General features: G+C 70.8%; 19 protein-coding genes and 1 pseudogene. 2 read left to right on the top strand and 18 right to left on the bottom strand.

Going from position 1 to position 20,782, the window contains the following annotated elements; all coding sequences use genetic code 11:
* Positions 1-54: 54 nt before the first annotated feature.
* The 5 genes from AMK33_RS13855 to AMK33_RS42140 form a co-directional block, all read right to left on the bottom strand.
* Positions 55-1,278 (bottom strand): cytochrome P450, encoded by a 1,224-nt coding sequence (locus AMK33_RS13855; protein WP_073933112.1) that lies wholly within the window; start codon positions 1,276-1,278, stop codon positions 55-57.
* Positions 1,279-1,471: 193 nt separating this feature from the next.
* Positions 1,472-2,632, bottom strand: a complete 1,161-nt coding sequence (locus tag AMK33_RS13860) for an ABC transporter permease (RefSeq protein ID WP_107425118.1) — start codon at positions 2,630-2,632, stop codon at positions 1,472-1,474.
* 77 nt (positions 2,633-2,709) lie between these two features.
* A complete protein-coding gene (locus tag AMK33_RS13865; RefSeq protein WP_073933114.1) occupies positions 2,710-3,438 on the bottom strand; it encodes an ABC transporter ATP-binding protein in 729 nt (242 codons plus the stop codon).
* On the bottom strand, positions 3,435-4,934 hold the full coding sequence (locus AMK33_RS13870; protein WP_235618095.1) for a peptidoglycan-binding protein: 1,500 nt from the start codon (positions 4,932-4,934) through the stop codon (positions 3,435-3,437). The genes AMK33_RS13865 and AMK33_RS13870 overlap by 4 nt, the downstream gene beginning before the upstream one ends.
* 34 nt (positions 4,935-4,968) lie before the next feature.
* Positions 4,969-5,361 (bottom strand): hypothetical protein, encoded by a 393-nt coding sequence (locus AMK33_RS42140; protein ID WP_143203829.1) that lies wholly within the window; start codon positions 5,359-5,361, stop codon positions 4,969-4,971.
* Positions 5,362-5,687: 326 nt separating this feature from the next.
* On the opposite strand from AMK33_RS42140, the gene AMK33_RS13875 reads away from it, so the two are divergent.
* Positions 5,688-6,098, top strand: a complete 411-nt coding sequence (locus tag AMK33_RS13875; RefSeq protein ID WP_073933115.1) for a hypothetical protein — start codon at positions 5,688-5,690, stop codon at positions 6,096-6,098.
* An 11-nt stretch (positions 6,099-6,109) separates the two neighbouring features.
* A complete protein-coding gene (locus tag AMK33_RS13880; protein WP_073933116.1) occupies positions 6,110-7,036 on the top strand; it encodes a hypothetical protein in 927 nt (308 codons plus the stop codon).
* 543 nt (positions 7,037-7,579) lie between these two features.
* On the opposite strand, the pseudogene AMK33_RS13885 reads toward AMK33_RS13880, so the two are convergent.
* The 13 genes and pseudogenes from AMK33_RS13885 to fbaA all read right to left on the bottom strand — a co-directional run.
* Positions 7,580-7,737 (bottom strand): annotated as a pseudogene (locus tag AMK33_RS13885) (ISAzo13-like element transposase-related protein); the annotation flags it as partial.
* Positions 7,738-7,884: 147 nt separating this feature from the next.
* Positions 7,885-8,550 (bottom strand): response regulator, encoded by a 666-nt coding sequence (locus tag AMK33_RS13895; RefSeq protein WP_073933117.1) that lies wholly within the window; start codon positions 8,548-8,550, stop codon positions 7,885-7,887.
* Positions 8,547-9,905, bottom strand: a complete 1,359-nt coding sequence (locus AMK33_RS13900) for a sensor histidine kinase (RefSeq protein WP_235618096.1) — start codon at positions 9,903-9,905, stop codon at positions 8,547-8,549. Before AMK33_RS13900 ends, AMK33_RS13895 begins: the two co-directional genes overlap by 4 nt.
* Before the next feature lie 113 nt (positions 9,906-10,018).
* Positions 10,019-10,681, bottom strand: a complete 663-nt coding sequence (locus tag AMK33_RS13905) for a response regulator (RefSeq protein ID WP_073933119.1) — start codon at positions 10,679-10,681, stop codon at positions 10,019-10,021.
* The gene (locus AMK33_RS13910; RefSeq protein ID WP_073933120.1) at positions 10,678-12,000 is read right to left on the bottom strand and encodes a sensor histidine kinase; all 1,323 of its coding nucleotides are present in this window, start codon (positions 11,998-12,000) and stop codon (positions 10,678-10,680) included. Before AMK33_RS13910 ends, AMK33_RS13905 begins: the two co-directional genes overlap by 4 nt.
* On the bottom strand, positions 11,993-13,180 hold the full coding sequence (locus AMK33_RS13915) for an acyltransferase family protein (RefSeq protein WP_073933121.1): 1,188 nt from the start codon (positions 13,178-13,180) through the stop codon (positions 11,993-11,995). The genes AMK33_RS13910 and AMK33_RS13915 overlap by 8 nt, the downstream gene beginning before the upstream one ends.
* A complete protein-coding gene (locus tag AMK33_RS13920) occupies positions 13,177-13,998 on the bottom strand; it encodes an alpha/beta hydrolase (RefSeq protein ID WP_443030916.1) in 822 nt (273 codons plus the stop codon). The genes AMK33_RS13915 and AMK33_RS13920 overlap by 4 nt, the downstream gene beginning before the upstream one ends.
* 492 nt (positions 13,999-14,490) lie before the next feature.
* Positions 14,491-15,360 (bottom strand): alpha/beta hydrolase, encoded by an 870-nt coding sequence (locus tag AMK33_RS13925; RefSeq protein ID WP_073933123.1) that lies wholly within the window; start codon positions 15,358-15,360, stop codon positions 14,491-14,493.
* Positions 15,361-15,527: 167 nt separating this feature from the next.
* Positions 15,528-16,721: a kynureninase gene (gene kynU, locus AMK33_RS13930; protein WP_073933124.1), complete on the bottom strand. Its 1,194-nt coding sequence runs from the start codon at positions 16,719-16,721 to the stop codon at positions 15,528-15,530.
* The gene (locus AMK33_RS13935) at positions 16,714-17,547 is read right to left on the bottom strand and encodes a tryptophan 2,3-dioxygenase family protein (protein WP_073933125.1); all 834 of its coding nucleotides are present in this window, start codon (positions 17,545-17,547) and stop codon (positions 16,714-16,716) included. The genes kynU and AMK33_RS13935 overlap by 8 nt, the downstream gene beginning before the upstream one ends.
* Before the next feature lie 173 nt (positions 17,548-17,720).
* Positions 17,721-18,134, bottom strand: a complete 414-nt coding sequence (locus AMK33_RS13940; RefSeq protein WP_073933481.1) for a DUF3151 domain-containing protein — start codon at positions 18,132-18,134, stop codon at positions 17,721-17,723.
* Between the two features lie 17 nt (positions 18,135-18,151).
* Complete coding sequence (locus tag AMK33_RS13945; protein ID WP_073933126.1) at positions 18,152-19,621, bottom strand: MFS transporter; 1,470 nt, start codon at positions 19,619-19,621, stop codon at positions 18,152-18,154.
* Positions 19,622-19,683: 62 nt separating this feature from the next.
* The gene (gene fbaA, locus AMK33_RS13950) at positions 19,684-20,715 is read right to left on the bottom strand and encodes a class II fructose-bisphosphate aldolase (protein ID WP_073933127.1); all 1,032 of its coding nucleotides are present in this window, start codon (positions 20,713-20,715) and stop codon (positions 19,684-19,686) included.
* Positions 20,716-20,782 lie beyond the last annotated feature (67 nt).

The raw sequence follows: 20,782 nt of genomic DNA on the forward strand, positions 1-20,782 counted from the left end.
GACCACGGACGGGCGCCCGGGCGGATCGGTGACGTGGATCACCCGAACGGGTGATCACCCCACGTCCACGGCCAGCCCTTCGAGCCCTCTGATCACGAAGTTCGGCTTCCGCCGCGGCTCCGCCGCCAGCCGCAGCCCCGGCGCCTTCTCCAGCAGCGCCGTCATCGACGCCGCCAGCTCGATACGGGCCAGCGGTGCGCCGATGCAGTAGTGGATGCCGGCGCTGAAGGAGATGTGCGGGTTGTCGCGGCGGGTGAGGTCGAGGCGGGACGGGTCGGTGAAGACCGCCGGGTCGTGGTTGGCGGAGCCGAAGAGCATCGCGATCTCCGCGCCCCTCGGGATCACCTGCCCGTCGATCTCGATCTCGTCGAGGACCCAGCGTTCGAAGAGCTGGAGCGGGGTGTCGTAGCGCATCAGCTCCTCGACGGCGGAGGGGACGAGGGAGTGGTCCGCGCGCAGGGCGGCGAGCTGGTCCGGGTTGCGGAACAGGGCCCACCAGCCGTTGACCGTGGAGTTCACGGTGGCCTCGTGGCCCGCGTTCAGCAGCAGGACGCAGGTGGAGATCATCTCCTGCTCGGTGAGCCGGTCGTCGTCCTCGTCGTGGGCGGCGATCAGGCCCGAGATCAGGTCGTCGCCGGGGTTCTCGCGGCGCTCGGCGATCAGGCCGCGCAGGTAGTCGGAGAACTCGACCGACGCCCGGACCGCCTTCGTCGCCGTCTCCTCCGGCGGGTTCAGCTCGTACATTCCGCAGATCTCCGCCGACCAGGGGCGCAGCGGCGCCCGGTCGGACTCCGGGATGCCCAGCATCTCGGCGATCACCGCGACCGGCAGCGGCTCGGCGACGTCCTTGAGCAGGTCGCCGCCGCCCGCCTCGACCAGCGCGGACACCAGGTCCTCCGCGAGCCGCGTGACGTACGGCTTGAGGCGCTCCACCGTGCGCGGGGTGAACGCCTTCGACACCAGGCGGCGGATGCGGGTGTGGTCCGGCGGTTCGAGGTCGAGCATGCCGTGGTCGTTGAGGGTGTGGAACGGTTCGTGCTCCGGCGGCGGGGCGGTGCGGCCGAACTCCTCGTGGGTGAAGCGGTGCTGGTACGTCCGTCCCAGGCGCCGGTCGCGCAGCAGTGCCGAGACGTCCGCGTGGTGCGCGACCAGCCACTGGTCCGTCGGCTCGAACCAGTGCACCCGCCCGCGTTCGCGCAGCTCGGCGTAGGCGGGGTACGGGTCGGCGACGAACGCGGGGTCCCACGGGTCGAACGCGAGGTCGTCAAGGGCTGCCATGAACGGACGATAAGTCCTCGGCCAGGCCTGTGCCCAGACGCCCGGGCGGGACGCGTACGGCACAGCCGCACCGAGGTCCGATGCCCGCGGTGCCACGGGATGTGATCGACGAGCCGGCCCAGCGGGTCGGCCCGTGCCCGGGGGTCTCCTCGTACTGATGGTCCTCACGGTGTCCCGGTCACCATTGTGCGGCTCAGCGACGCAACGCCTCCGCCGGCTGGATCCGTGCTGCACGCCACGCGGGATAGAGCCCCGCGATGACGCCCGTCGCCAGTCCGATGGCAGGTGCCGCTGCTGCCGTCACCGGATGGATCACTGGTGTCCAGTTGCGGAACATGGCGACGATCACCACGGTCAAGACCCCCAAGGACGTACCGACGAGACCTCCCAGCGCACCGAGCGCGCCGGATTCCGCGAGGAACTGCACGGTGATGTGGCGTCCGCGCGCGCCCAAGGCCCGGCGCAGGCCGATCTCCCCAGTGCGTTCCAGGACGGCCACCAAGGTGGTGTTGGCGATGCCCACGGCACCGATCACAAGGCAGATGGCCGCCAGGAGGAGGAACAGCTGGTTCAAGTCGTCACCGACCTGCCCCCGCAGCGTCTTGGGGTCCGGCGGTGGGACGGCTTTGAAGTACTCGGGATGATCGGGGCGCAGCGCCGTCGCAGCCTCTTCTGCGATCTGGGGAGCCGCGCCGAGGCTGGTCGTGATCAGCATCTTCCCGCCGCCGGCCTCCGGCCGGCCCCAGATTCGTTCCGCTGTGGTACGCGGTACAACGACCGACAGCAACAGGTCGGCCTTCCGGTCCGTGTCGGCCACGACACCGGTGACGGTGAACGGCTGGCTGCCGATGAAGATCGCCGGGTGGGTCTCCAGAGTGGTGATGCCTAGCCGATCGGCGACTCCCGCGCCGATGACAGCTACCGGCGCCGCCAGTTCCGAGGCATAGGCGTCATAGACCCTTCCCTCGGCCAAGCGAGTACCCGCCGCGGCGAACACTCCGGGGGAGGCGGCCACGACATCGATGGAGTTCTGGGCACCGTCGCTGCCGGCGATGGCGGAGGAGCGTACAAGCTCGCCCGGCGCCAGCCTCACCGGCCAGTACACTCCCGCGTGCTCGACACCGTTCAGCCGCTCGATGCGCGCGTCAGCGTCCGCAGGAAAGGCAAGCCCGGCGAACTCGTCCTGTTCATGGGCTATGTCTTCGACGGTCACCTCAGTCGCGCTCAAGGCGTTGAACCGGGTATCGATCTGCGACGAGGTAGTGGCCGTCAGTCCGAGGACCGCGACGAACGTGCCCACACCGAGGACCGTGCCGAGGGCAGTCAGCGCGGAGCGCCCCGGACGCTGAAGCATTCCGGCGAGGGATTCGGAGAGCACGTCACGCCAGGCGAACACGGAAGGCTTGATACAGCCCGTACGTCGCACGCGCCTCACCTCGCCACCTCAGACATCTCTGTGTCCGACACGCTCAGTACGCCGTCCCTGATCGTCACCGTACGCCTGGCACGGGCGGCGACCAGGGGATCATGAGTAATCACCAGAACCGTCATGCCATCCGCGTGCAGCTCCTCCAGCAGGGCCAGCACCGAGTCGGCATTCGCCGTGTCGAGGTTTCCGGTCGGTTCATCGCACAGCAGCAAGGAGGGCTGAGTCACCAGTGCCCGTGCAATGGCCACCCGCTGCCGCTCACCGCCGGAGAGCCGTGTCGGAAGAGCCTCGATTCGATGGCCTAGTCCCACCTGTTCCAGGGCCTCGCGGGCTCGGGCCGTCCGCTCCCGACGGGGGAAACCGCTGTAGACCAGGGCCAGCTTGACGTTTTCCAACGTGCTGCGCTGCGGCAGCAGGTGGAAGGTCTGGAACACAAACCCGATGCGCAGGCCACGCAGCGCGGTGCGGTCGGCATCCCGGAGCGTGCCGGTGTCGACACCATCCAGTAGATACATCCCGCTGGTGGGCGTGTCCAGCAGACCGGCGATGTTGAGGAATGTGGACTTCCCCGATCCCGACGGGCCCACGACAGCGACGAACTCACCGCGTTCGACGGTCAGGTCACAGGGCCTGAGGGCCGCCACGGGGGGCGGCCCCGGGTAGGTCAGTCCGATTCCGCGGAACTCGATGACCGGATCGGCCGCCGCCCTCTCGGCGACAGTTCCCGTCATGAGGACGTCCTCTCACGAGACACTCCCGTGATCACCTGATCACCCTCGGCGAGCGAGCCGCCCGCACCCGGCGTAACGGCCACGAAACCGTCTCCTGCCGTGCCCGTCCGTATCTCTATACGACGCCGGTCACCATTTGTACCGACCACGGTCACGGTGGTCCGTCCGTCCGCTCCGGAACTGATCGCGGTGATCGGTACGACTAGCGCCTTGTCGTCCGTCGACGCCGCGATGACAGTGACGCGTACATCCTGGCCCGTCAGGTCGGCCTTCAACGGCTCGTCAGGGGTGACCTCCACGCGCCAGCCCACCGCTCCCAAGCCGCCCTGTGCGGTCCCGTCCTTTGCGCCCTGCCCTTCTTCCTCCGACGAGGCAGACGTCAGACGCGTGTCGGAGACGAAGGTGACCTTGCCCTTTGCGGACCTTCCGGTCACCTCCGAGTAGATCTCGGCCGAGCGTCCGGGATGTATGAGGTCCTTCTGATACTCGGGAACGTACGCCTGCACGACGAGTCTCCCTGCGGACAGCGTCATTGCAGTGCTGGCCGCCTCACCACCGACCTTTGCGGCCACCGAGTTCACCCGAGCCGGGAAGCTCTTCAGGAACACCACCTCGGCGACAGGCAGCATCGGTCCCGCGGCGGCCTCGGCGGCAGCGAGTTCCTTCCGCGCGGCTGCCAGGTCCTCCCGCGCGCGGCGCACGGCTTTCCGTGAACTGCCACTGTCGTCGCCGGCTGTCTCCACGGCGGACGACTCGGCCCCTGGTCCCGGCTCCGGTGTCGTCGCCGACGCGTCCTCAGCGTCCTCCAGAGCACGCTCGGCGGCAATGACCCGACTTCGGGCGTCCGCGACCGGGTCACCTTCACCGTCATTCGCGGGCAAGGGGTCGTAACCCACGGATTCGTAGAAGAACGTGAGCGCAGTCTTCGTTCCGGGACCGAAGTAGCCCGCCGCGTCGGGCGCGGTCTCGTGGCCGAGTTCCTCCAAGGCATCCTGCAATTGCCGCACGTCGTCGCCTGTGGTTCCCGGACGCAGGTCACGGTAGGCGGGTAGGTCACCCTCCAAGGTGAACACAGGTCGGCCGACCACCTCCATCAGGACCTGTCCGGCCTTCACTGCGTCCCCGGCCCGCACCGGAATCTTGGTGATCACCGGTCGCTCAGCGCCTCCCCCTGCGGGCGCTTGGGGAATCACTTCGACCGTCTGGTCCGCCACCACATCACCACGGGTGATGACCGATGACCTGAGCACCCGGCGTTCCACGGGTGCGGTCAGCACGTCCGACGGGGGCGCCGCGGCTTCTGCGGCCAACTGCGCGGGGGACTTCACCAACAGTGTCGCCCCCAGCCCTCCCAGAGTCATGAGGGCGGCACCCACGGCAACGACGACCACCCACCGGCGCCTGCTGGCCACCCCGCTGGATGTCGGTTCGGGTCCTGTCGGCTCTGAAGCGTTCAGCTGATCCCCATCTACCGCGATATCCGTCTCCTGAGCCATCGCCGTCCTTCGTCGCATCACTGGTGCACTCGGGTCAGCCGCCGACAATGTCGCTGTCCGCGTCCGCGGAGCACTCTCCTGTGGCAGTCCGGAACCCGGCCGATTTGTACTTCGCTTCCTCGTCACCCACTGGCTCGACGTTCCCCGTCTTCGGATCGAGGTCTGGATGCTCAGGGAAGCCGTTCCCGCGTACGCAGGAACTGAGCTTCTCCGCTTCGGCCACGAAGTCGGCCGGAGCCAACGTGCCGCCGGGAAGCAGGTTCGCGCACTTCGCCTGGGCAATACTCCGGAGGCCGGCCTCGTTCTCGTCCTTGCGTGTGCGGGGCGGTCCGCCGTCGCGTTCCTCCAGAACAACGCCGTTCTCGGGGCAGCGGTAGTAGGCCGGCGTTCGGGGAAGAGGGCTTCTCCTCCTTCGCCTCAGGGGCACCGCCGCCGGGACAGCCGGTGGCGAGCAACGCCACCGCCACGTATCCGAACGTGACCGATTGAACGGGCATGAGGACTCCGATGAGAACCAAGGAGGTAGCAGGCACAGGAACTCGGCCCGTCGGGTGTTCCGCTGGAGAGAGCCGACCGTGAGTCAGCCGCAACGTTCCGGCCGGAGCGTCCGATTTTAAGCCGCCGAAATGTGCTCGTCCACCGCCACTTGTGAGCCGTGGACAGCCAGCCTCGACTGTGATCAAATCATGTCCCTGTCACGAGATACTCGCAACTAGTCAGATGTAGGGGTGGGAGATGAACGGCAATCAGCGCATGAGACGCGTCTCGTCGCTCGCGGTGGCAGCGATCGCGGTCGGTGGGTTCACGCTGGGCGTAGCGACACCGGCGGCTGCGGCAACCCACAACAACGGCACATTGGAGTCGAGTGAGTTCGGCCTCTACTACAACTCAAGTCTAGGCGGATGCGTCTTTGACCTCGGGGCGGCGGAGAACGACTTCGCCGACTTCCGCTTCAAGGACCCGTCTTCCGTCAACTGCAGCGGCGAGGGACAGTCGACGAACGACAACACTGCGTCGTACCGGAACAGGGCCAGCTACACCTGGTACGTCTGGACCGATCACTTCCAGGAGGGCACTCGGGGATCGCTCCCTGGCGGCTACTCCGGTAACGCCTCATCCACGTTCAAGAACGAGATCTCCTCGGCCTCGTGGTACATCTTCTGAACCGATGCCGCATGGTCGCCGTCGGCGCCGTCCTAGCCCTGGCGGGCTGCTCTGCCACTGGCTCCGACGGCGCCGACGGGAGCACCGAACCACGTGTCGATGCCACCCCGACGATGCTCAAAACCGCAGGTGTCAGCTTTCCGTTGGACGCCTACGAGGCTACTCCCGAACAGCACAATACGCTCACTCGGGCGCAAGGCGTCCTCACCAGCCAATGCATGGCACGGTTCGGTTTCACCTACCAGGCCCCAGAGCAACCAACGCCATCCGCAAGCAAGTCGAACGCCCGCATATTCGGTCTGGTGGACCTGGACACTGCCGCCCAGTACGGATACCTCAACCCTGAGATGGCGAACACGCCGGCAGAAGCACCCGCGACGGAGGCGTTGTCCAGGGCAGAGCAGCTGGCTCTCAGCGGCGAGGAAGACCTGGACCCTGCCGACCTTCCTTCGAACCTGGAGGAGGCGGAAAGGACCAGCGGAAGCGATCTGCGGTTCAACGGGAAGCAGGTACCCATGGGCGGATGCGTCCGTGAATCCTTCCTCAAGCTCTACGCACGCAAGGCGAACGAGGTCGACATCCTCTTCGTGTTCAACCTCAAGAGCGAGGCCGAGTCGAAGGCGCGTGAGGACTCCCGGGTTCGAGCGGCCGACAAACGCTGGTCGACGTGCATGGCGAAGGCGGGATACACGGTCACCGACCCCATGAAGGCGGCCGAACAGATGGGCATCGCTGGGCCCGAGCTGTCCAGTCCCAGGGCAGTAACCGCCGCCAAGGCAGACGTGCGCTGCAAGCAGCAGGTCAACCTGGTAGGAGTGCGCTACACGGTGACGAAGGCCTATCAGCAACAGCTGATCGAGGAACACGCGGAGACACTCGCCCTCGTCAGGGAGCAGTTGAAGAGCAGACTGTTGCTGGCTGCCTCGTTGACGAACTGAGTGGCGTCCCTCTTGCTCACGATGCCCCTAGTCGGGAGCCAGCACCTTTGAGAAGTCTCGAGGTGAGCGATTCGCCTGTCGAGTACCGGATGCGACGACTTGTCGGCTTGTGGTGGTGACGGGTCCTGGAAGCAGTGCAGGCACGGCTATCGGTGACCATGTGGGTGTCGAATCCGTATGAGCACCGAGCGAGTCCATGCCTGCCCGCCCGTCTTCCCGCATGCCGTCCTGCCTGGAACAACTGGGGAACGTTTCCGGCCTCGTCACACGGAAACCGCCACTGAACCGCGGACGTAAATGAATGAAGTGCCCGATCCACAAGCGCGTCGCGGGATCCGTCACCCGTGGACGACCCGCTGACCGGCCTCATCCGCCCGCCGCACCCCACAACCATCCTCCTCGGCCTGGCCGCAGTGGACGGTGACGCCCTGGACAGGGCCATCGACCGCTTTCTCCAGGAATGCAACAGCCCACCCACGCGCCGACAAGCGATCGCCATCGACGGCAAGACGCTCCGAGGCTCCCGCATCAAGAACCAGCCGGCACGCGCACCGGCACCAGGTCACCCGTCGGCCGCCAGCAACGGCCCGGATTGGGAAGTCGCCGACCAGCTCCTTCTTCTTGGTTTCCACGCTGATCACCGGCTGGCCGGCGTCCCGGTGATCGCGTGCCTGCTCGTTGAGGTAGCGGAACTGCCTGGACTCAACCGGTTGTTGCAACACCTTGATGATCAGCAGGCCCTTAGGCGCCGTACCTTCTCGCCAAGACCTGCTCCCATGTGTGGGGGTGGCGCCCCTCTCCCGGTTCGGCAACCGGGGCAAGTACGTATGGTGCGAACTCGGTGCCGATCAACCCGGCGTCACCAGCCGCGCCTCGTACGCGAACACCGCCGCCTGGGTGCGGTCGCGCAGGCCCAGTTTCACCAGGATGCGGCTGACGTGGGTCTTGATCGTCGACTCGGCGACCACCAGCCGTCCGGCGATCTCCGCGTTGGACAGGCCCTGCGCGATCAGCACCAGCACCTCCGTCTCCCGCTCGGTGAGGTCGCCGTACGCCGCCTGCGCGGACGGCATCAGGCGCGGGGCCTCGGACAGCTTGGAGAACTCGGTGATCAGGCGCTTGGTGACGGTCGGTGCGAGCAGCGCCTCGCCGGCCGCGACGACCCGTACGCCGTCGGCGAGCTGGCGGGCGGAGGCGTCCTTGAGGAGGAAGCCGGAGGCGCCCGCGCGCAGTGCCTGGTAGACGTACTCGTCGAGGTCGAAGGTGGTCAGCACCAGTACCTTCGCCGCGCCGTCGGCGGCGACGATCTCCCGCGTCGCCTCGATGCCGTTCAGCTCGGGCATGCGGATGTCCATGAGGACGACGTCGGGAGCGAGCTCGCGGACCCGCTCCACCGCCTCCCGGCCGTTGACGGCCTCGCCGACGACCTCGATGTCGGGCATCGCGCCCAGCAGGACCGAGAAGCCCTCGCGCACCATCATCTGGTCGTCCACGATCAGGACACGGATCGTCATGCGTCACCTTCGTTCACCGTGGCGACCGGCAGGAACACGGCGACCTCGTAGCCTCCGTCGTCCGTCGGTCCTGCCGTCATCTCGCCGTTCAGCATGGTGACCCGCTCGCGCATGCCGGTGATGCCGTGGCCCGCGCCGGGCGAGGGTTTGATCAGGTTCGGCGCGGGTGCCGGGTCGTTCACGACGCGCACGCCGAGGCCGCCGAGGACGTACCCGATCTCCACGCGGGCGCTCGCGCCGGGCGCGTGCCGCAGGCTGTTGCTCAGCGCCTCCTGCACGATCCGGTACGCCGACAGCTCCACGCCCTGCGGCAGCTCCCGCACCGCACCGGTCACCACCTTCTCCACCCGCAACCCCGCGTCGCGCACATTGACGAGCAGGGCGTCCAGGTCGGCGAGGGTGGGCTGCGGGGCGTCCGGGGCCTCGTAGTCCTCGGCGCGGACCACGCCGAGGATGCGGCGCAGCTCGGTGAGGGCGGCCACCGCGTTCTCCCGGATGGTGACGAAGGCGCGCTCCAGCTCCGGCGGCGGGTTCTCCACCCGGTACGGCGCGGCCTCGGCCTGGATGGCGACCACCGACATGTGGTGGGCCACCACGTCGTGCAGCTCGCGGGCGATGGTGGTGCGCTCCTCCAGCGCCGTGCGCCGGGAACGCTCGTGCGCGGTGACCGTCTGCTGGGCGGTCACCTCCTGCTGGGCGGTGCGGCGGACGTGCCAGAGACAGACCACGAGCAGGGCGAACGCGGACGTCACCATCATGGGCGCACTGTTCGTGTAGTAGTACGACCCGCCGAGGACTCCGTCCGAGAGGAAGGCGTACACGCCGGTCAGGACCCACATCCAGGCGGCGGTGCGGGGCCGGGTGCGCAGCGCCACGACGACCAGCACCGCCAGGTGGCCGACGAACGCGCCGGGCATCCACGGCCAGTCGCCCTGACCGCTCTTGATCAGCGCGACCACCGGGGTCACCGCCAGGGACAGCCAGAACGCGCCGACCGGCCGGACCAGTGTGGTGAGCACCGGGAGCGCGCACAGCAGACCGATCAACAGGGCCATCACGTCCCCACCGGGCAGGCCGCTCGACAGCGCACCGGCCATCAGGGCGATCAGCGCCAGCACCCCCACCACCGCGTGCGGGAGGTGCTGCGCGGCCGACCGCAGCCGGCCGGACAGTCGACGGACGAACGGGCCGTCCGTGCGCCGGGGTGGCAGCGGGCGGTAGGCGAAGGGGTCGTGGAACAGGTCCTGGCGCAGCCCGCGCAGGGTGCTCCGGGCCGCCTGGTACTCCGGGCTGCGGGTCCCCGCCCCGGCCCCGCGCGGGGCCGCCGGGGGCTGCTGGTGAGTCGTCTCGGTCACGCTCACACGGTAGGCCGACCGGGTGAGTGCGGTCGTCCCCGCTGAGAGGGGTTCCCGGGCGTCCGTCTCAGGTACTACGCGGGCCACGGCGGGTTGCTCCCCCTGTCCCGGGGTCAGTATCCCGAGGGACGCACCAGCCCCGACTCGTACGCGAACACCGCCGCCTGGGTGCGGTCCCGCAGGCCCAGTTTCACCAGGATGCGGCCGACGTGTGTCTTCACGGTCTGCTCGGCCACCACGAGACGTACCGCTATCTCCGCGTTGGACAGGCCCTGCGCGATCAGCGCGAGCACCTCCGTCTCGCGTTCGGTGAGGTCCCCCACGCGCTGCTTGAGGGGGCTGCGGGGGCGGGCGTCCAGCCGGGAGAACTCGGCGATCAGCCGGCGGGTGATGCCGGGCGCGAGGAGGGCGTCCCCGGCCGCCACCACCCGTACCGCCTCGGCGAGCTGGTCGGCGGAGGCGTCCTTCAGCAGGAAGCCGGACGCCCCGGCGCGCAGCGCCTCGTACACGTACTCGTCGAGGTCGAAGGTGGTCAGGACGAGGACCCTGACGTCCGGGGTGGCGGTGGTGATGAGGGCGGTGGCCTCGATGCCGCCGAGTTCGGGCATGCGGATGTCCATCAGGACGACGTCCGGGGCGAGTTCGGCGACCCGCGCGACCGCGTCCGCTCCGTTCACCGCCTGGCCGACGACCTCGATGTCGGGCTGCGTGTTCAGCAGCACGGTGAAGCCCTGCCGGACCATCTGCTGGTCGTCGGCGATCAGTACGCGGATCATGCGGTGCCGTCCTGGGGAGGGGGTTCGGTGGCGGGCGGGGCGGAGGCCGGGAGGTAGGCGTCGACCTTGTAGCCCTTCCCGGCCCAGGGGCCGGCCGTCAGTCTGCCGCCCAGCATGACGGCCCGTTCCCGCATGCCGAGCAGCCCGTGTCCGGCGCCGGCGGACGGCGGTGCCTCCCGGGTCGGGCCGGTGTTGACGACCGTCACCCGCAGCCCCCGCGGATCGTAGGCCAGGGTGACGTGGGCACTCGCGCCGGGCGCGTGCCGCAGCACGTTGCTCAGCGCCTCCTGCACGATCCTGTACGCCGACAGCTCCACGCCGGGCGGCAGCGGTCGGTGCTCCCCGCTGGTCCCGGTGGTCACGGTCAGTCCGGCGGCGCGGGTGTTCTCCACCAGCGATTCGAGACGGTCGAGGGTGGGCTGCGGGGCGTCCGCGCGCTCGCCGGGGGCGGGGTGTTCGGAGCGCAGCACGTCCAGGACGCGGCGCAGCTCGGTCAGCGCCTCGACGGCGTTCTGCCGGATGCCGGCGAGGTTCTCCCTCAGCTCGTCGGGCGGGTCCTGGACCAGGTGCGGGGCGACCTGCGCCTGGATGGAGATCACCGACATGTGGTGGGCGACCACGTCGTGCAGCTCCCGGGCGATCCGGCTGCGTTCCTCCAGGAGGGTGCGGCGGGCGCGTTCCTCGGCGGTGAGGGTGGTCTGCCGGCCGAGTTCGGCGCGGGCCTCGCGGCGACCGCGCAGGGCGGTGCCGAGGACGATGGCGACGGCGAACAGCATGACGGCGGTCTGGCCGGTGGGTGAGTAGTTCCACGCCCCCCAGAGGCCCTGGAGCACGTAGGTGAGCAGTCCCGTGACAGCGAGCGCCTCGACGGACACCCGGGTGGGCACGCGCAGGGAGAGCAGCAACAGCACGAACAGGTGGGCCGCGATCCCCCAGGGGGCCCAAGGCCACGGAAAACCGTCGATCTGACCGGCCATCAGCATGCGGCGCAGCAGGACGGCCCCCACCAGCGTGGCGATGAGCGACAACCACAGCGCCGGAACCGGACGCCGCAGCGCGAGGACGGCCGCACCGCTCTGTCCGGCCGCGACCAGCACGGAGCCGCCCTGGGGGAGCCTTCCGTACCCCAGGAGTTGGTTCAGGTCGCCGAGGAGGATGAGGAACGCGGCCAGGCACACGAATCCGTGCGGTACCCAGCGCAGCCACATCGACGGGGGCAGGGGGTCCGAACGCACCGTCAGCAGGTCGTCCCGCAGCACCCCCAGCCACCGCCGGACGAGCTCCACCCCCATGTTCGCCATGCGGTTCACCCTAGACATGCCGTACGTCCTTCGTCGCCGGCCGGTGGGTGCGGACCACCCGGGACCGCCCGCGTCGCCGCCCGCCCCTGCCCTGCTCCCACGAGCGGAACGCCGCCCAGCAGACCGTGAGGGCGAGGACGAACACCGGCAGCCACAGCAGCCGGGCGGCGACCCAGCCGAGGCCGTCGGGGACGGTGTGCAGGCCGGGGAGACGGCCGGCGAGGAGGCCGGTGGCGGTGGTCGCCATGAGGGCGGTCTGGTGCCAGAGGAAGACCGTCATCGCGGAGAGGTTGACCAGCGCCACCGCCGCCCACGCGACAGGACGCCGCATCGCCGTGCGCAGCCGGTCCCGCAGCAGCAGTGCCAGCCCGCACTGGGCGAGGCCGAAGGTGACGGCGGCCAGCGTCGGCGGGTTGAGGTTGGAGACCCCGGCGCCCGGGACGCCGACCATCGACGCCGGGTAGCCGGCCCAGGCGACGAGCGCGGCCGTGACGGCCGTACCGGAGAGGAGAAGGACCCAGCCGGTCCTACGGCGTTCCAGCTCGCCGCGTGTCCAGGCCGCGCCCAGGGTGTACGGCACCAGCCAGCCGGCCGCCAGGTTCAGCCAGCCGAGCCCGTCGGGGGCGCCGAGGCCGAGGCGGAGCAGGTCGACGTGGAGGACGACGGCGAGCGGCCACAGCGGATGGAGCCGGGCGATGAGCGGGGTCGCGGCGGTGAGGGCGGCGAAGACCAGCAGGAACCACATCGGCGACAGGGCCAGCTTCACCAGCGTGCGCACGGTCGCGTACTCGGCGCCGGAGAGCAGCAGGGCGGTCGCGACGACCGTCCACAGGGTGAGGACGGCGGCGACCGGTGTGAACAGCCGGGCCAGCCGGCCGTGCAGCCAGCGGTGGTACGGGATGCCGCGGGCGCGGGCGGAGGCGTACCCGCGGGTCGCCACATGCCCGCCGACCAGGAAGAACACGGCGAGGGTCTGGAACGCCCAGGAGACGGGTGCCAGCCACGGCAGGTGCTGGAGCGGGCTGGCCGTGTGCAGGGTGCGGCCGTCCGCGACGAGGGCGGTGACCAGCCAGTGGCCGAGGACGACACCGAGGATGGCTCCGGCGCGCAGGGCGTCCACGGCACGGTCACGACGGCCGGGGGTGGCGGCGTCGACGCGTCCGGCGGCGTCACGTATCGCGGTGGTGAGGCGGCTCATGAAGTCACCGCCCGGGTCTCGCCGAGGACGATCCGGGTGAGGTTGGCCAGGGAGGTGGAGCCGGGGGCGAAGTAGTCGCTGTGGCCGCCGTCGCCGGCCGCGAAGACCCGGGCGCCGAAGGCCGGGGAGACGGGGTCGGTGCCGAATCCGACGGTGGTGCCGAGGAGGTCCGCGCTGAGGTGCGGGACGTTCCCGACCCAGTCGTCGGTGCCCCGGGCGGCCCAGATCCTGGCCCGGGTGCGCAGGCCGGCGGCGGTGTCGGAGCCGGTGCCGGGGCTGCCGAGGAGCGCGATGTCGTCGACGTCGAGACCGTCGGCGGCCTCGGCGCAGACGACGGAGCCGTAGGAGTGGCAGAGGAGGGAGATGCGGGCACGCTGCCCGGTGACGTCACGCAAGTCGCTGACGAGCTGCCGCAGTTCGGGGGCGGCTTCCTCCGCCCGGTCGGTGGTGGCGACGGTGGCGCTGACGGTGGCGGGGGTCTCGTAACCGAGCCAGGCCACGACGGCGGCCCGCGTACCGAGCCGCTCGTGCAGGGCGAGGGCGGCGGCACGGAACCGCCCGTAGGTGTCGATGCCGGTGTCGGAGCCGGGGACGAGGACGGCGACACGGTCGGCGTGCGCGAGATCACCGAACACCTCGGTGACCAGCCCGGCCCCCCGCCCGTCGAAGTCCAGCAACTGCCGCCCGGCCAGCGCACGATCGGCCCCGGCCCGCCGCCGGTCCCCGTACTCGGCGGCCATGCGGGCGGCTTCCTCGGCGTTGGCCCGGTTGGCGGCGTAGACCGCGTCGAGGTTCGCCGCGGAAGGCCCGGCGACCACAGCGGGCGGAGGCGCAGGCACCCGCGCCCGAGCCGCCCCGGCCAGCGGCACGGCAACGGCCCCGGCAACAACCAACGCGAGCAACCCACGCAAACCCCGCGATCCGCGCGATCCGCGCAACCCCCGCGACCCGCGGGCAGCCACTGCCGTTCCCCACGTTCCCGCGGACAGCCACGCGCCTCGTTCCCGCGTTCCCGCGGACAGCCGCATGCCTCGTTCCCGCGGGCAGTCGTGCCGCTGGGGCGGCACGGGTGGGCGCGACGGCACCCCGCAAGCGCCGGGCCGCGCAACCCCACTCCCGGCCCGCACCCACGCGGGGCACCCCTCACGCTCACGCACCATGATGGCCGTACCCCCCTCCGCCCGCCCATCGGGCTCACCGGAAAGGGAAGTTACGGAGCGTCGCGGGTAACCCGCGTCCCACCAGGGGACTCACCTGCGGGGTAGCTCTCAGGTACTAGGGGTATGACCGGGCCGAGGCCCGACCCAAGCTCACCAGGCCAGTTGAGCGATCTCCTCCGCCACCACCGCACACGCGTCCGCCCCCGGGTCGATCAGCGGAAAGTGCCCCACGTCCTCCAGCAACGTCACCCCCACCACCTCCCCCGCCTTCGCCGCCGCCTCCGCGTACGTCTCGGCGACCGCCTGCGGAACCACGTCATCGGTACGCCCCTGCACCAGGGTCGTGGCGATCCCGGTGGGCAGCAGCAGCCCGGGATCGGCATGCGGCCGACGCTCGGCGAAGTGATCGTCGCCACCGAGCAACTGCCGCGCCGCGCCCCCGCACACGCCCAGCTTGTCGGCGACCTCGAAGTCCGCGATCGGCGCGAGGGCGACGACGCCACGCAGCGGCGCGGGCCCGTCCGTCCGCCAGGGGGAACCGGCCGGCAGGACGTGCCGCGCGGCGGCCCACAGCGCCAGGTGACCACCGGCCGAGTGACCGGTGAGCACGACCCTCCGCGGGTCGGCCCCCGGCACCTGCTCCCGTATCAGCCCCGGCAGCGCGTCCATCGCGGCGGCGACGTCGTCGAAGGTGTCGGGCCACCTCCCCGCGACCGGATCACCACCGCCCGACTCCCCCGCCCCGCGCCGGTATTCGACACTGGCCACGGCGAAACCCCGCCCGGCCAGGAAGGCCGCGAACGGGCTGATGTGGCGCCGGTCGTACGGCGCCCGCCAGGCACCGCCGTGCAGCACGACCACCACCGGCGCGGGCCCGCCCTCCCCACGCGGCGCGTAGAAGTCGACGATCTGGTCCGGGTCGTCGCCGTAGGCCGCCGTGGCGTCGGGGTCCACGGGCGGATGGGAGAAGGCCGACTCCTCCTCGGCGGCGGCCCGGGCGGCTGCGACGTCGTCCGTCATTGCTCCAACCTCTCAGCGACAGAACACGGGTGACGGACCGACGGGAACGCGGCCGTTTGGCCGGGACGGTATCAGCACGCCCACATGCGCCGACATGCGGATGTCACGCTCGGTCAGCGGGCCCGGGAGGTGACCGCCGTACGACGTCACCCCCCGGCCCCGGGGGGCTACGCCAGCACCTCCGCCAGCACCCGCGCCGCCCGCTCCACGTCCGCGAAGCCGACGTACAGCGGGGTGAAACCGAACCGGAGCACGTCCGGGTGGCGGAAGTCCCCGACCACACCCCGCTCGATCAGCCGCTTCATCACATCCCCGGCGTCGGCACAGCGCAGGGCGATCTGGCTGCCCCGCTCCCCGTGCGCACGCGGCGTCACGCACTCGACCCTGCCCTCGGGGACGTACGTCCCGACGCACTCCAGGAAGAAGTCCGTCAGCGCGAGGGACTTGGCGCGCACCGCCTCGACCGTCACCCCGTCCCAGACCTCGAGCGCCGCCTCCAGGGCGAGCATGGAGAGGATGTCCGGGGTGCCGACCCGCCCGCGCACCGCGCCCGCCGCCGGCTCGTACCCCGAGCGCATCCCGAAGGGCTCGACGTGCGAGTTCCACCCCGGCAACGGGGAGTCGAAGCGGTCCTGCAGGTCCGCGCGCACGTACAGGAACGCCGGTGAACCGGGCCCGCCGTTCAGGTACTTGTAGGTGCAGCCGACCGCCAGGTCCACGCCGTGCTCGTCCAGGCCGACCGGCAGCGCGCCCGCGCTGTGGCACAGGTCCCAGACCACCACCGCCCCCGCCTCGTGCACGGCGGCCGTCAGCGACGGCAGGTCGTGCAGCCGGCCGGTGCGGTAGTCGACGTGGTTGAGCAGCACGGCGGCCGTACGGTCACCGAGCGCACCCGGCACCTCGGACGGGGCCACCGGACGCAGCGTGCACCCGGTCATCCGGGCCGCCGACTCGGCGATGTAGCCGTCCGTGGGGAAGGTGGTCGCGTCGACCACGATCTCGTCCCGCGCCACGTCGCCCGCCCGCGCCAGCCGCACCGCGCCCACCAGCGCCTTGAACACATTGACGCTGGTCGAGTCGCCGACCACGATCTGCCCGGCCGCAGCCCCGACCAGCGGCGCGATCCGGTCACCGATCCGTTCCGGCGCCGTCCACCAGCCGCCCTCGGTCCAGGACCGGATCCGCAGCTCGCCCCACTGCCGGCGCACCACGTCCTCGACCCGGCCGGGCACGGCGACGGGCAGCGCGCCCAGCGAGTTGCCGTCGAGGTAGACCACATCGTCGAGGACGAACTCGGCCCGCTTGGCGGCCAGTTCGTCGGAGGCGTCCAGCTTCTCCGCCTTCGTCGCGAGCTCAGACATAGGACCGCGCCGTCCACAGCTCGGGGAACACGCTCTTCTGCGCCCGCTTCTCCAGCCAGGCCACCCCTGCGGAGCCTCCCGTACCGGCCTTGGCGCCCATCGCGCGGCGGGTGGCGACCAGGTGGTCGTTGCGCCATCGCCACACCAGTTCGGCGACATCGGTCAGCGCCTCGCCGAGACGGGCGACCTCGTCCCGCCCGTCGCCCGCGTAGACGGCCGTCCAGACCGCCTCCACCTCCGCCGACGGCTCGTGCTTCCGTGACACGTCGCGCCGCAGCACGTCCTGAGGGATCGCGTGCCCGCGCCGGGCGAGCAGCCGCAGGACCTCGTCGTACAGGCTCGGCTCGTGCAGCGCCTTCTCCAGCTCGGCGTGCACGCGCGGCGCGCCCCGGTGCGGGACCAGCATGGACGCGGACTTGTCGCCGAGCAGGAACTCCATGCGCCGGTACATCGCCGACTGGAATCCGGAGCCCTCGCCGAGGGCACCGCGGTAGGAGTTGAACTGCGCCGGGGTGAGTCCGCTCAGCGGCTTCCAGGAGGCGTTCAGCGCCTCCAGCTCCCGTACGGACCGCTTCAGCGCGTCGACCGCGACCGGGACGTCGTCCTGGCGCAGCGCCTTCGCCGCGGTCTCCCACTCGTGGACGATGACGGTGAACCACAGCTCCATGACCTGGGTGGTGACCAGGAAGACCATCTCTCCGGGATCGTCGGAGAGGGTGTGCTGCAGGTGGGTGAGGACATCGGCCTTGACGTAGTCCTCGTAGGGGGTCGTCCCCTCGAAGTCGAGATGCGGGGTCTCGGGCTGCTCGTGAGCCTCGTGGGACATCGCTGTCTCCTGTACATGTACTCCGGGTAGCGGTCCGCCCCTGCCGTTACCGGCACGGGGGCCCCGGTCCCCACGGTGCATCCTGCGCAACCGTCCCCCACGACCGCAAGGCCCGCCCGCTCACGGACGGGCCCCGGAGACATCACAGGTCAGCCAGTCAGCCGATCAGCCGGTCAGCCCAGGACCTGGGCCGCCGTCGGCGAGGAGTCCTTCAGGAACTGCGCGCAGCGCTCGTGCTCCTCCTGCTCGCCGATCGACTGCGCGGCGCGGGCGAGGGCGTGCAGGGCGCGCAGGAAGCCGCGGTTGGGCTCGTGCTCCCACGGCACCGGGCCGTGGCCCTTCCAGCCGTTGCGGCGCAGCGCGTCCAGTCCGCGGTGGTAGCCCGTACGGGCGTACGCGTACGACTCCACGACGCTGCCCCGCTCGAAGGCCTCGTCGGCCAGCCGGGCCCAGGCCAGCGAGGAGGTGGGGTACCGGGCCGCGACGTCGGCGGGCGTGGTGCCGGACGCGAGCAGCTCGCGCGGGCCCGGGTCGTCGGGGAGGTGGGTCGGGGGCGGACCCCCGAGGAGGTTCTCGTGAATCGACATGGGTCCAGTCTCGTACATCAGCGGGGCCGGCTCCCGTCCTCCTCCCCCGCCTCCAGCGGAGGCACCGCCACGCTGCCGTGGGTGTGGCACTCGGGGTGCTTACAGTCGGGTGCCGGGCGGCGTACGGTCGTGAAGGCGATGGCGGAGCCCACCACCAGGACGGCCGCGCACAGGACCATCGCCCGCCGGAACGCGTCGTCGAAGGCGCCGGGGAGCCGGTACGCCTCCGGGCCCATCCCGGCGAGCAGCGGCAGCGCGGCCACCGCGACCAGGCCGGCCGCGCGGGCGGCGGCGTTGTTGATGCCGCTGGCCAGGCCCGCCCGCGCGGTGTCCACGGAGGCGAGGACCGTCGCGGTGAGCGGCGCCACCAGGGTGACCATGCCGAGACCGAGCACCAGCAGCGCGGGCAGCACCTCGGTGGCGTACGAGGCACCGGGCCCGACCCTCAGCATCAGCAGCATCCCGGCGGCGCACAGCAGCGGCCCGACGGTGAGCGGGATGCGCGGGCCGATCCGGTCGCCCAGCTCACCCGAGCGGGCGGAGAGCAGCAGCATCAGGGCGGTCGTGGGCAGCAGGGCCGTACCGGCGGCCAGCGCGGACCAGCCGACGACGACCTGGAGCTGGAGCGCGGCGAGGAAGAAGAACCCGCCGAACGCCGCGTACACGCACAGCGTGACCACGTTGACCGCCGAGAACTGGCGGGAGGCGAAGATGTCCGGCGGCATCATCGGGGCCGGGCGGCGCTTCTCGACGAGGACGAACGCGACCGCGGCGGCCGGCCCGGCGACCGCGGAGACGGCGACCAGCAGGGACCCCTCGTCGGCCTCGATCAGCGCGTACGTCACCAGGGCGAGGGCGATCGCGCCGAGCGCGGCGCCGAGAACGTCGAAGCGGCCCTCGGCCTTCCCGCCCGTCGACTCCGGCACATGGCGTACGGCGACGGGGACGCAGAGCAGGGCGAGCGGCACGTTGAGCAGGAACACCCAGCGCCAGCCGGGGCCGTCCACCAGCCAGCCGCCGACGAACGGGCCGACGGCCGCGCCGATGCCGCCGAAGCCGGACCACAGGCCGACCGCGCGGCCCCGGTCGTCGGGGTGGAAGGAGGCCTGGATGAGGGCGAGCGAGCCGGGGGTGAGCAGCGCCCCGCCGACGCCCTGGAGGGCACGGGCGGCGATGAGGATCCCGGCGTTCGGGGCGATGCCGCACAGCAGGGAGGCCGCCGCGAACCACAGCACGCCGACGACGAACACCTTCCGCCGCCCGAACCGGTCGCCCAGCGCCCCGCCGAGCAGGATCAGCCCGGCCAGCGTGACCATGTACGCGTTGACGGTCCACTGCAGTGCGGCGAGGTCGGCGTCGAGGTCGCGGCCGATGCGCGGGAGGGCGACGTTGACCACGGTCGAGTCCAGCAGGGCCATGCTGGAGCCGAGGACCGTGGTGAGCAGGATCCACTTGCCCTGCGGGGAGGACAGCCGGACGTCGGGCATGCGGCGAGCATACGGAAGAGCCCGGCACCGCGTGCGGTACCGGGCTCACACTCCAAGAGGTGTTACTTGAGGCGGGTGCCCGTGGAGCGCAGGTTCCGGCAGGCCTCCACGACGCGGGCCGACATCGACGCCTCGGCCAGCTTGCCCCAGGTGCGCGGGTCGTAGGTCTTCTTGTTGCCGACCTCGCCGTCGACCTTCAGGACGCCGTCGTAGTTGCGGAACATGTGGTCGGCGACCGGACGCGTGAACGCGTACTGGGTGTCGGTGTCGATGTTCATCTTCACGACGCCGTTCTCCAGCGCGGTGAGGATCTCCTCCGGGGTGGAGCCGGAGCCGCCGTGGAAGACGAAGTCGAACGGCTGGGAGCCGGCCGGCTTGCCGTACTTGGCGGCGACGCCCTCGTTGAGCTCCTTCAGCAGCTCGGGACGGAGGACGACGTTGCCCGGCTTGTACACGCCGTGCACGTTGCCGAAGGACGCGGCGAGCAGGTAGCGGCCCTTGTCGCCGAGGCCGAGGGCCTCCGCGGTGCGGACCGCGTCGTCGACCGTGGTGTAGAGGGAGTCGTTGATCTCGTGCGTGACGCCGTCCTCCTCACCGCCGGTCGGGGTGATCTCGACCTCCAGGATGATCTTCGCGGCGCGGGCGCGCTCGAGGAGCTCCTGGGCGATGGAGAGGTTGTCGGCGAGGGTCTCCGCGGAGCCGTCCCACATGTGGGACTGGAACAGCGGGTCGCGACCGGCCTTGACGCGCTCCTCGGACACCGCGAGCAGCGGACGGACGTACCCGTCGAGCTTGTCCTTCGGGCAGTGGTCCGTGTGCAGGGCGATGTTGACGTCGTACTTCTCGGCGACGATGTGCGCGAACTCGGCGAGCGCGACCGCGCCGGTCACCATCTCCTTCTTGTGCTGGCCGCCCAGGAACTCGGCGCCGCCCGTCGAGATCTGGACGATGCCGTCGCTCTCCGCCTCGGCGAAGCCGCGCAGTGCCGCGTGCAGGGTCTGGGACGAGGTGACGTTGATGGCCGGGTAGGCGAACTTCTCCGCCTTCGCCCGGTCGAGCATCTCGTTGTAGACCTCGGGGGTTGCGATGGGCATCTGTCCGCTCCTTATGCGTGCGGTGTGGCGTACTGCGTACGGTCGGCCCTGACCTGGAACCTTGGAT

This window comes from Streptomyces sp. CB02400 (assembly GCF_001905725.1).
Lineage (GTDB): Bacteria > Actinomycetota > Actinomycetes > Streptomycetales > Streptomycetaceae > Streptomyces > Streptomyces atrovirens.

What these genes read in the sequence shown, in the direction of transcription:
- AMK33_RS13875 (WP_073933115.1), top strand. Translation starts at nt 5,688, where the DNA reads ATGAGACGCGTCTCGTCGCTCGCGGTGGCAGCGATCGCGGTCGGTGGG.
- AMK33_RS13910 (WP_073933120.1), bottom strand. Translation starts at nt 12,000, where the DNA reads ATGTCTAGGGTGAACCGCATGGCGAACATGGGGGTGGAGCTCGTCCGG.
- AMK33_RS13895 (WP_073933117.1), bottom strand. Translation starts at nt 8,550, where the DNA reads ATGACGATCCGTGTCCTGATCGTGGACGACCAGATGATGGTGCGCGAG.
- AMK33_RS13940 (WP_073933481.1), bottom strand. Translation starts at nt 18,134, where the DNA reads ATGTCGATTCACGAGAACCTCCTCGGGGGTCCGCCCCCGACCCACCTC.
- AMK33_RS13935 (WP_073933125.1), bottom strand. Translation starts at nt 17,547, where the DNA reads ATGTCCCACGAGGCTCACGAGCAGCCCGAGACCCCGCATCTCGACTTC.
- AMK33_RS13925 (WP_073933123.1), bottom strand. Translation starts at nt 15,360, where the DNA reads ATGACGGACGACGTCGCAGCCGCCCGGGCCGCCGCCGAGGAGGAGTCG.
- AMK33_RS13855 (WP_073933112.1), bottom strand. Translation starts at nt 1,278, where the DNA reads ATGGCAGCCCTTGACGACCTCGCGTTCGACCCGTGGGACCCCGCGTTC.
- AMK33_RS13915 (WP_073933121.1), bottom strand. Translation starts at nt 13,180, where the DNA reads ATGAGCCGCCTCACCACCGCGATACGTGACGCCGCCGGACGCGTCGAC.
- AMK33_RS13870 (WP_235618095.1), bottom strand. Translation starts at nt 4,934, where the DNA reads ATGGCTCAGGAGACGGATATCGCGGTAGATGGGGATCAGCTGAACGCT.
- fbaA (WP_073933127.1), bottom strand. Translation starts at nt 20,715, where the DNA reads ATGCCCATCGCAACCCCCGAGGTCTACAACGAGATGCTCGACCGGGCG.
- AMK33_RS13945 (WP_073933126.1), bottom strand. Translation starts at nt 19,621, where the DNA reads ATGCCCGACGTCCGGCTGTCCTCCCCGCAGGGCAAGTGGATCCTGCTC.
- AMK33_RS13905 (WP_073933119.1), bottom strand. Translation starts at nt 10,681, where the DNA reads ATGATCCGCGTACTGATCGCCGACGACCAGCAGATGGTCCGGCAGGGC.
- AMK33_RS13865 (WP_073933114.1), bottom strand. Translation starts at nt 3,438, where the DNA reads ATGACGGGAACTGTCGCCGAGAGGGCGGCGGCCGATCCGGTCATCGAG.
- AMK33_RS13860 (WP_107425118.1), bottom strand. Translation starts at nt 2,632, where the DNA reads ATGCTTCAGCGTCCGGGGCGCTCCGCGCTGACTGCCCTCGGCACGGTC.
- AMK33_RS13880 (WP_073933116.1), top strand. Translation starts at nt 6,110, where the DNA reads ATGGTCGCCGTCGGCGCCGTCCTAGCCCTGGCGGGCTGCTCTGCCACT.
- kynU (WP_073933124.1), bottom strand. Translation starts at nt 16,721, where the DNA reads ATGTCTGAGCTCGCGACGAAGGCGGAGAAGCTGGACGCCTCCGACGAA.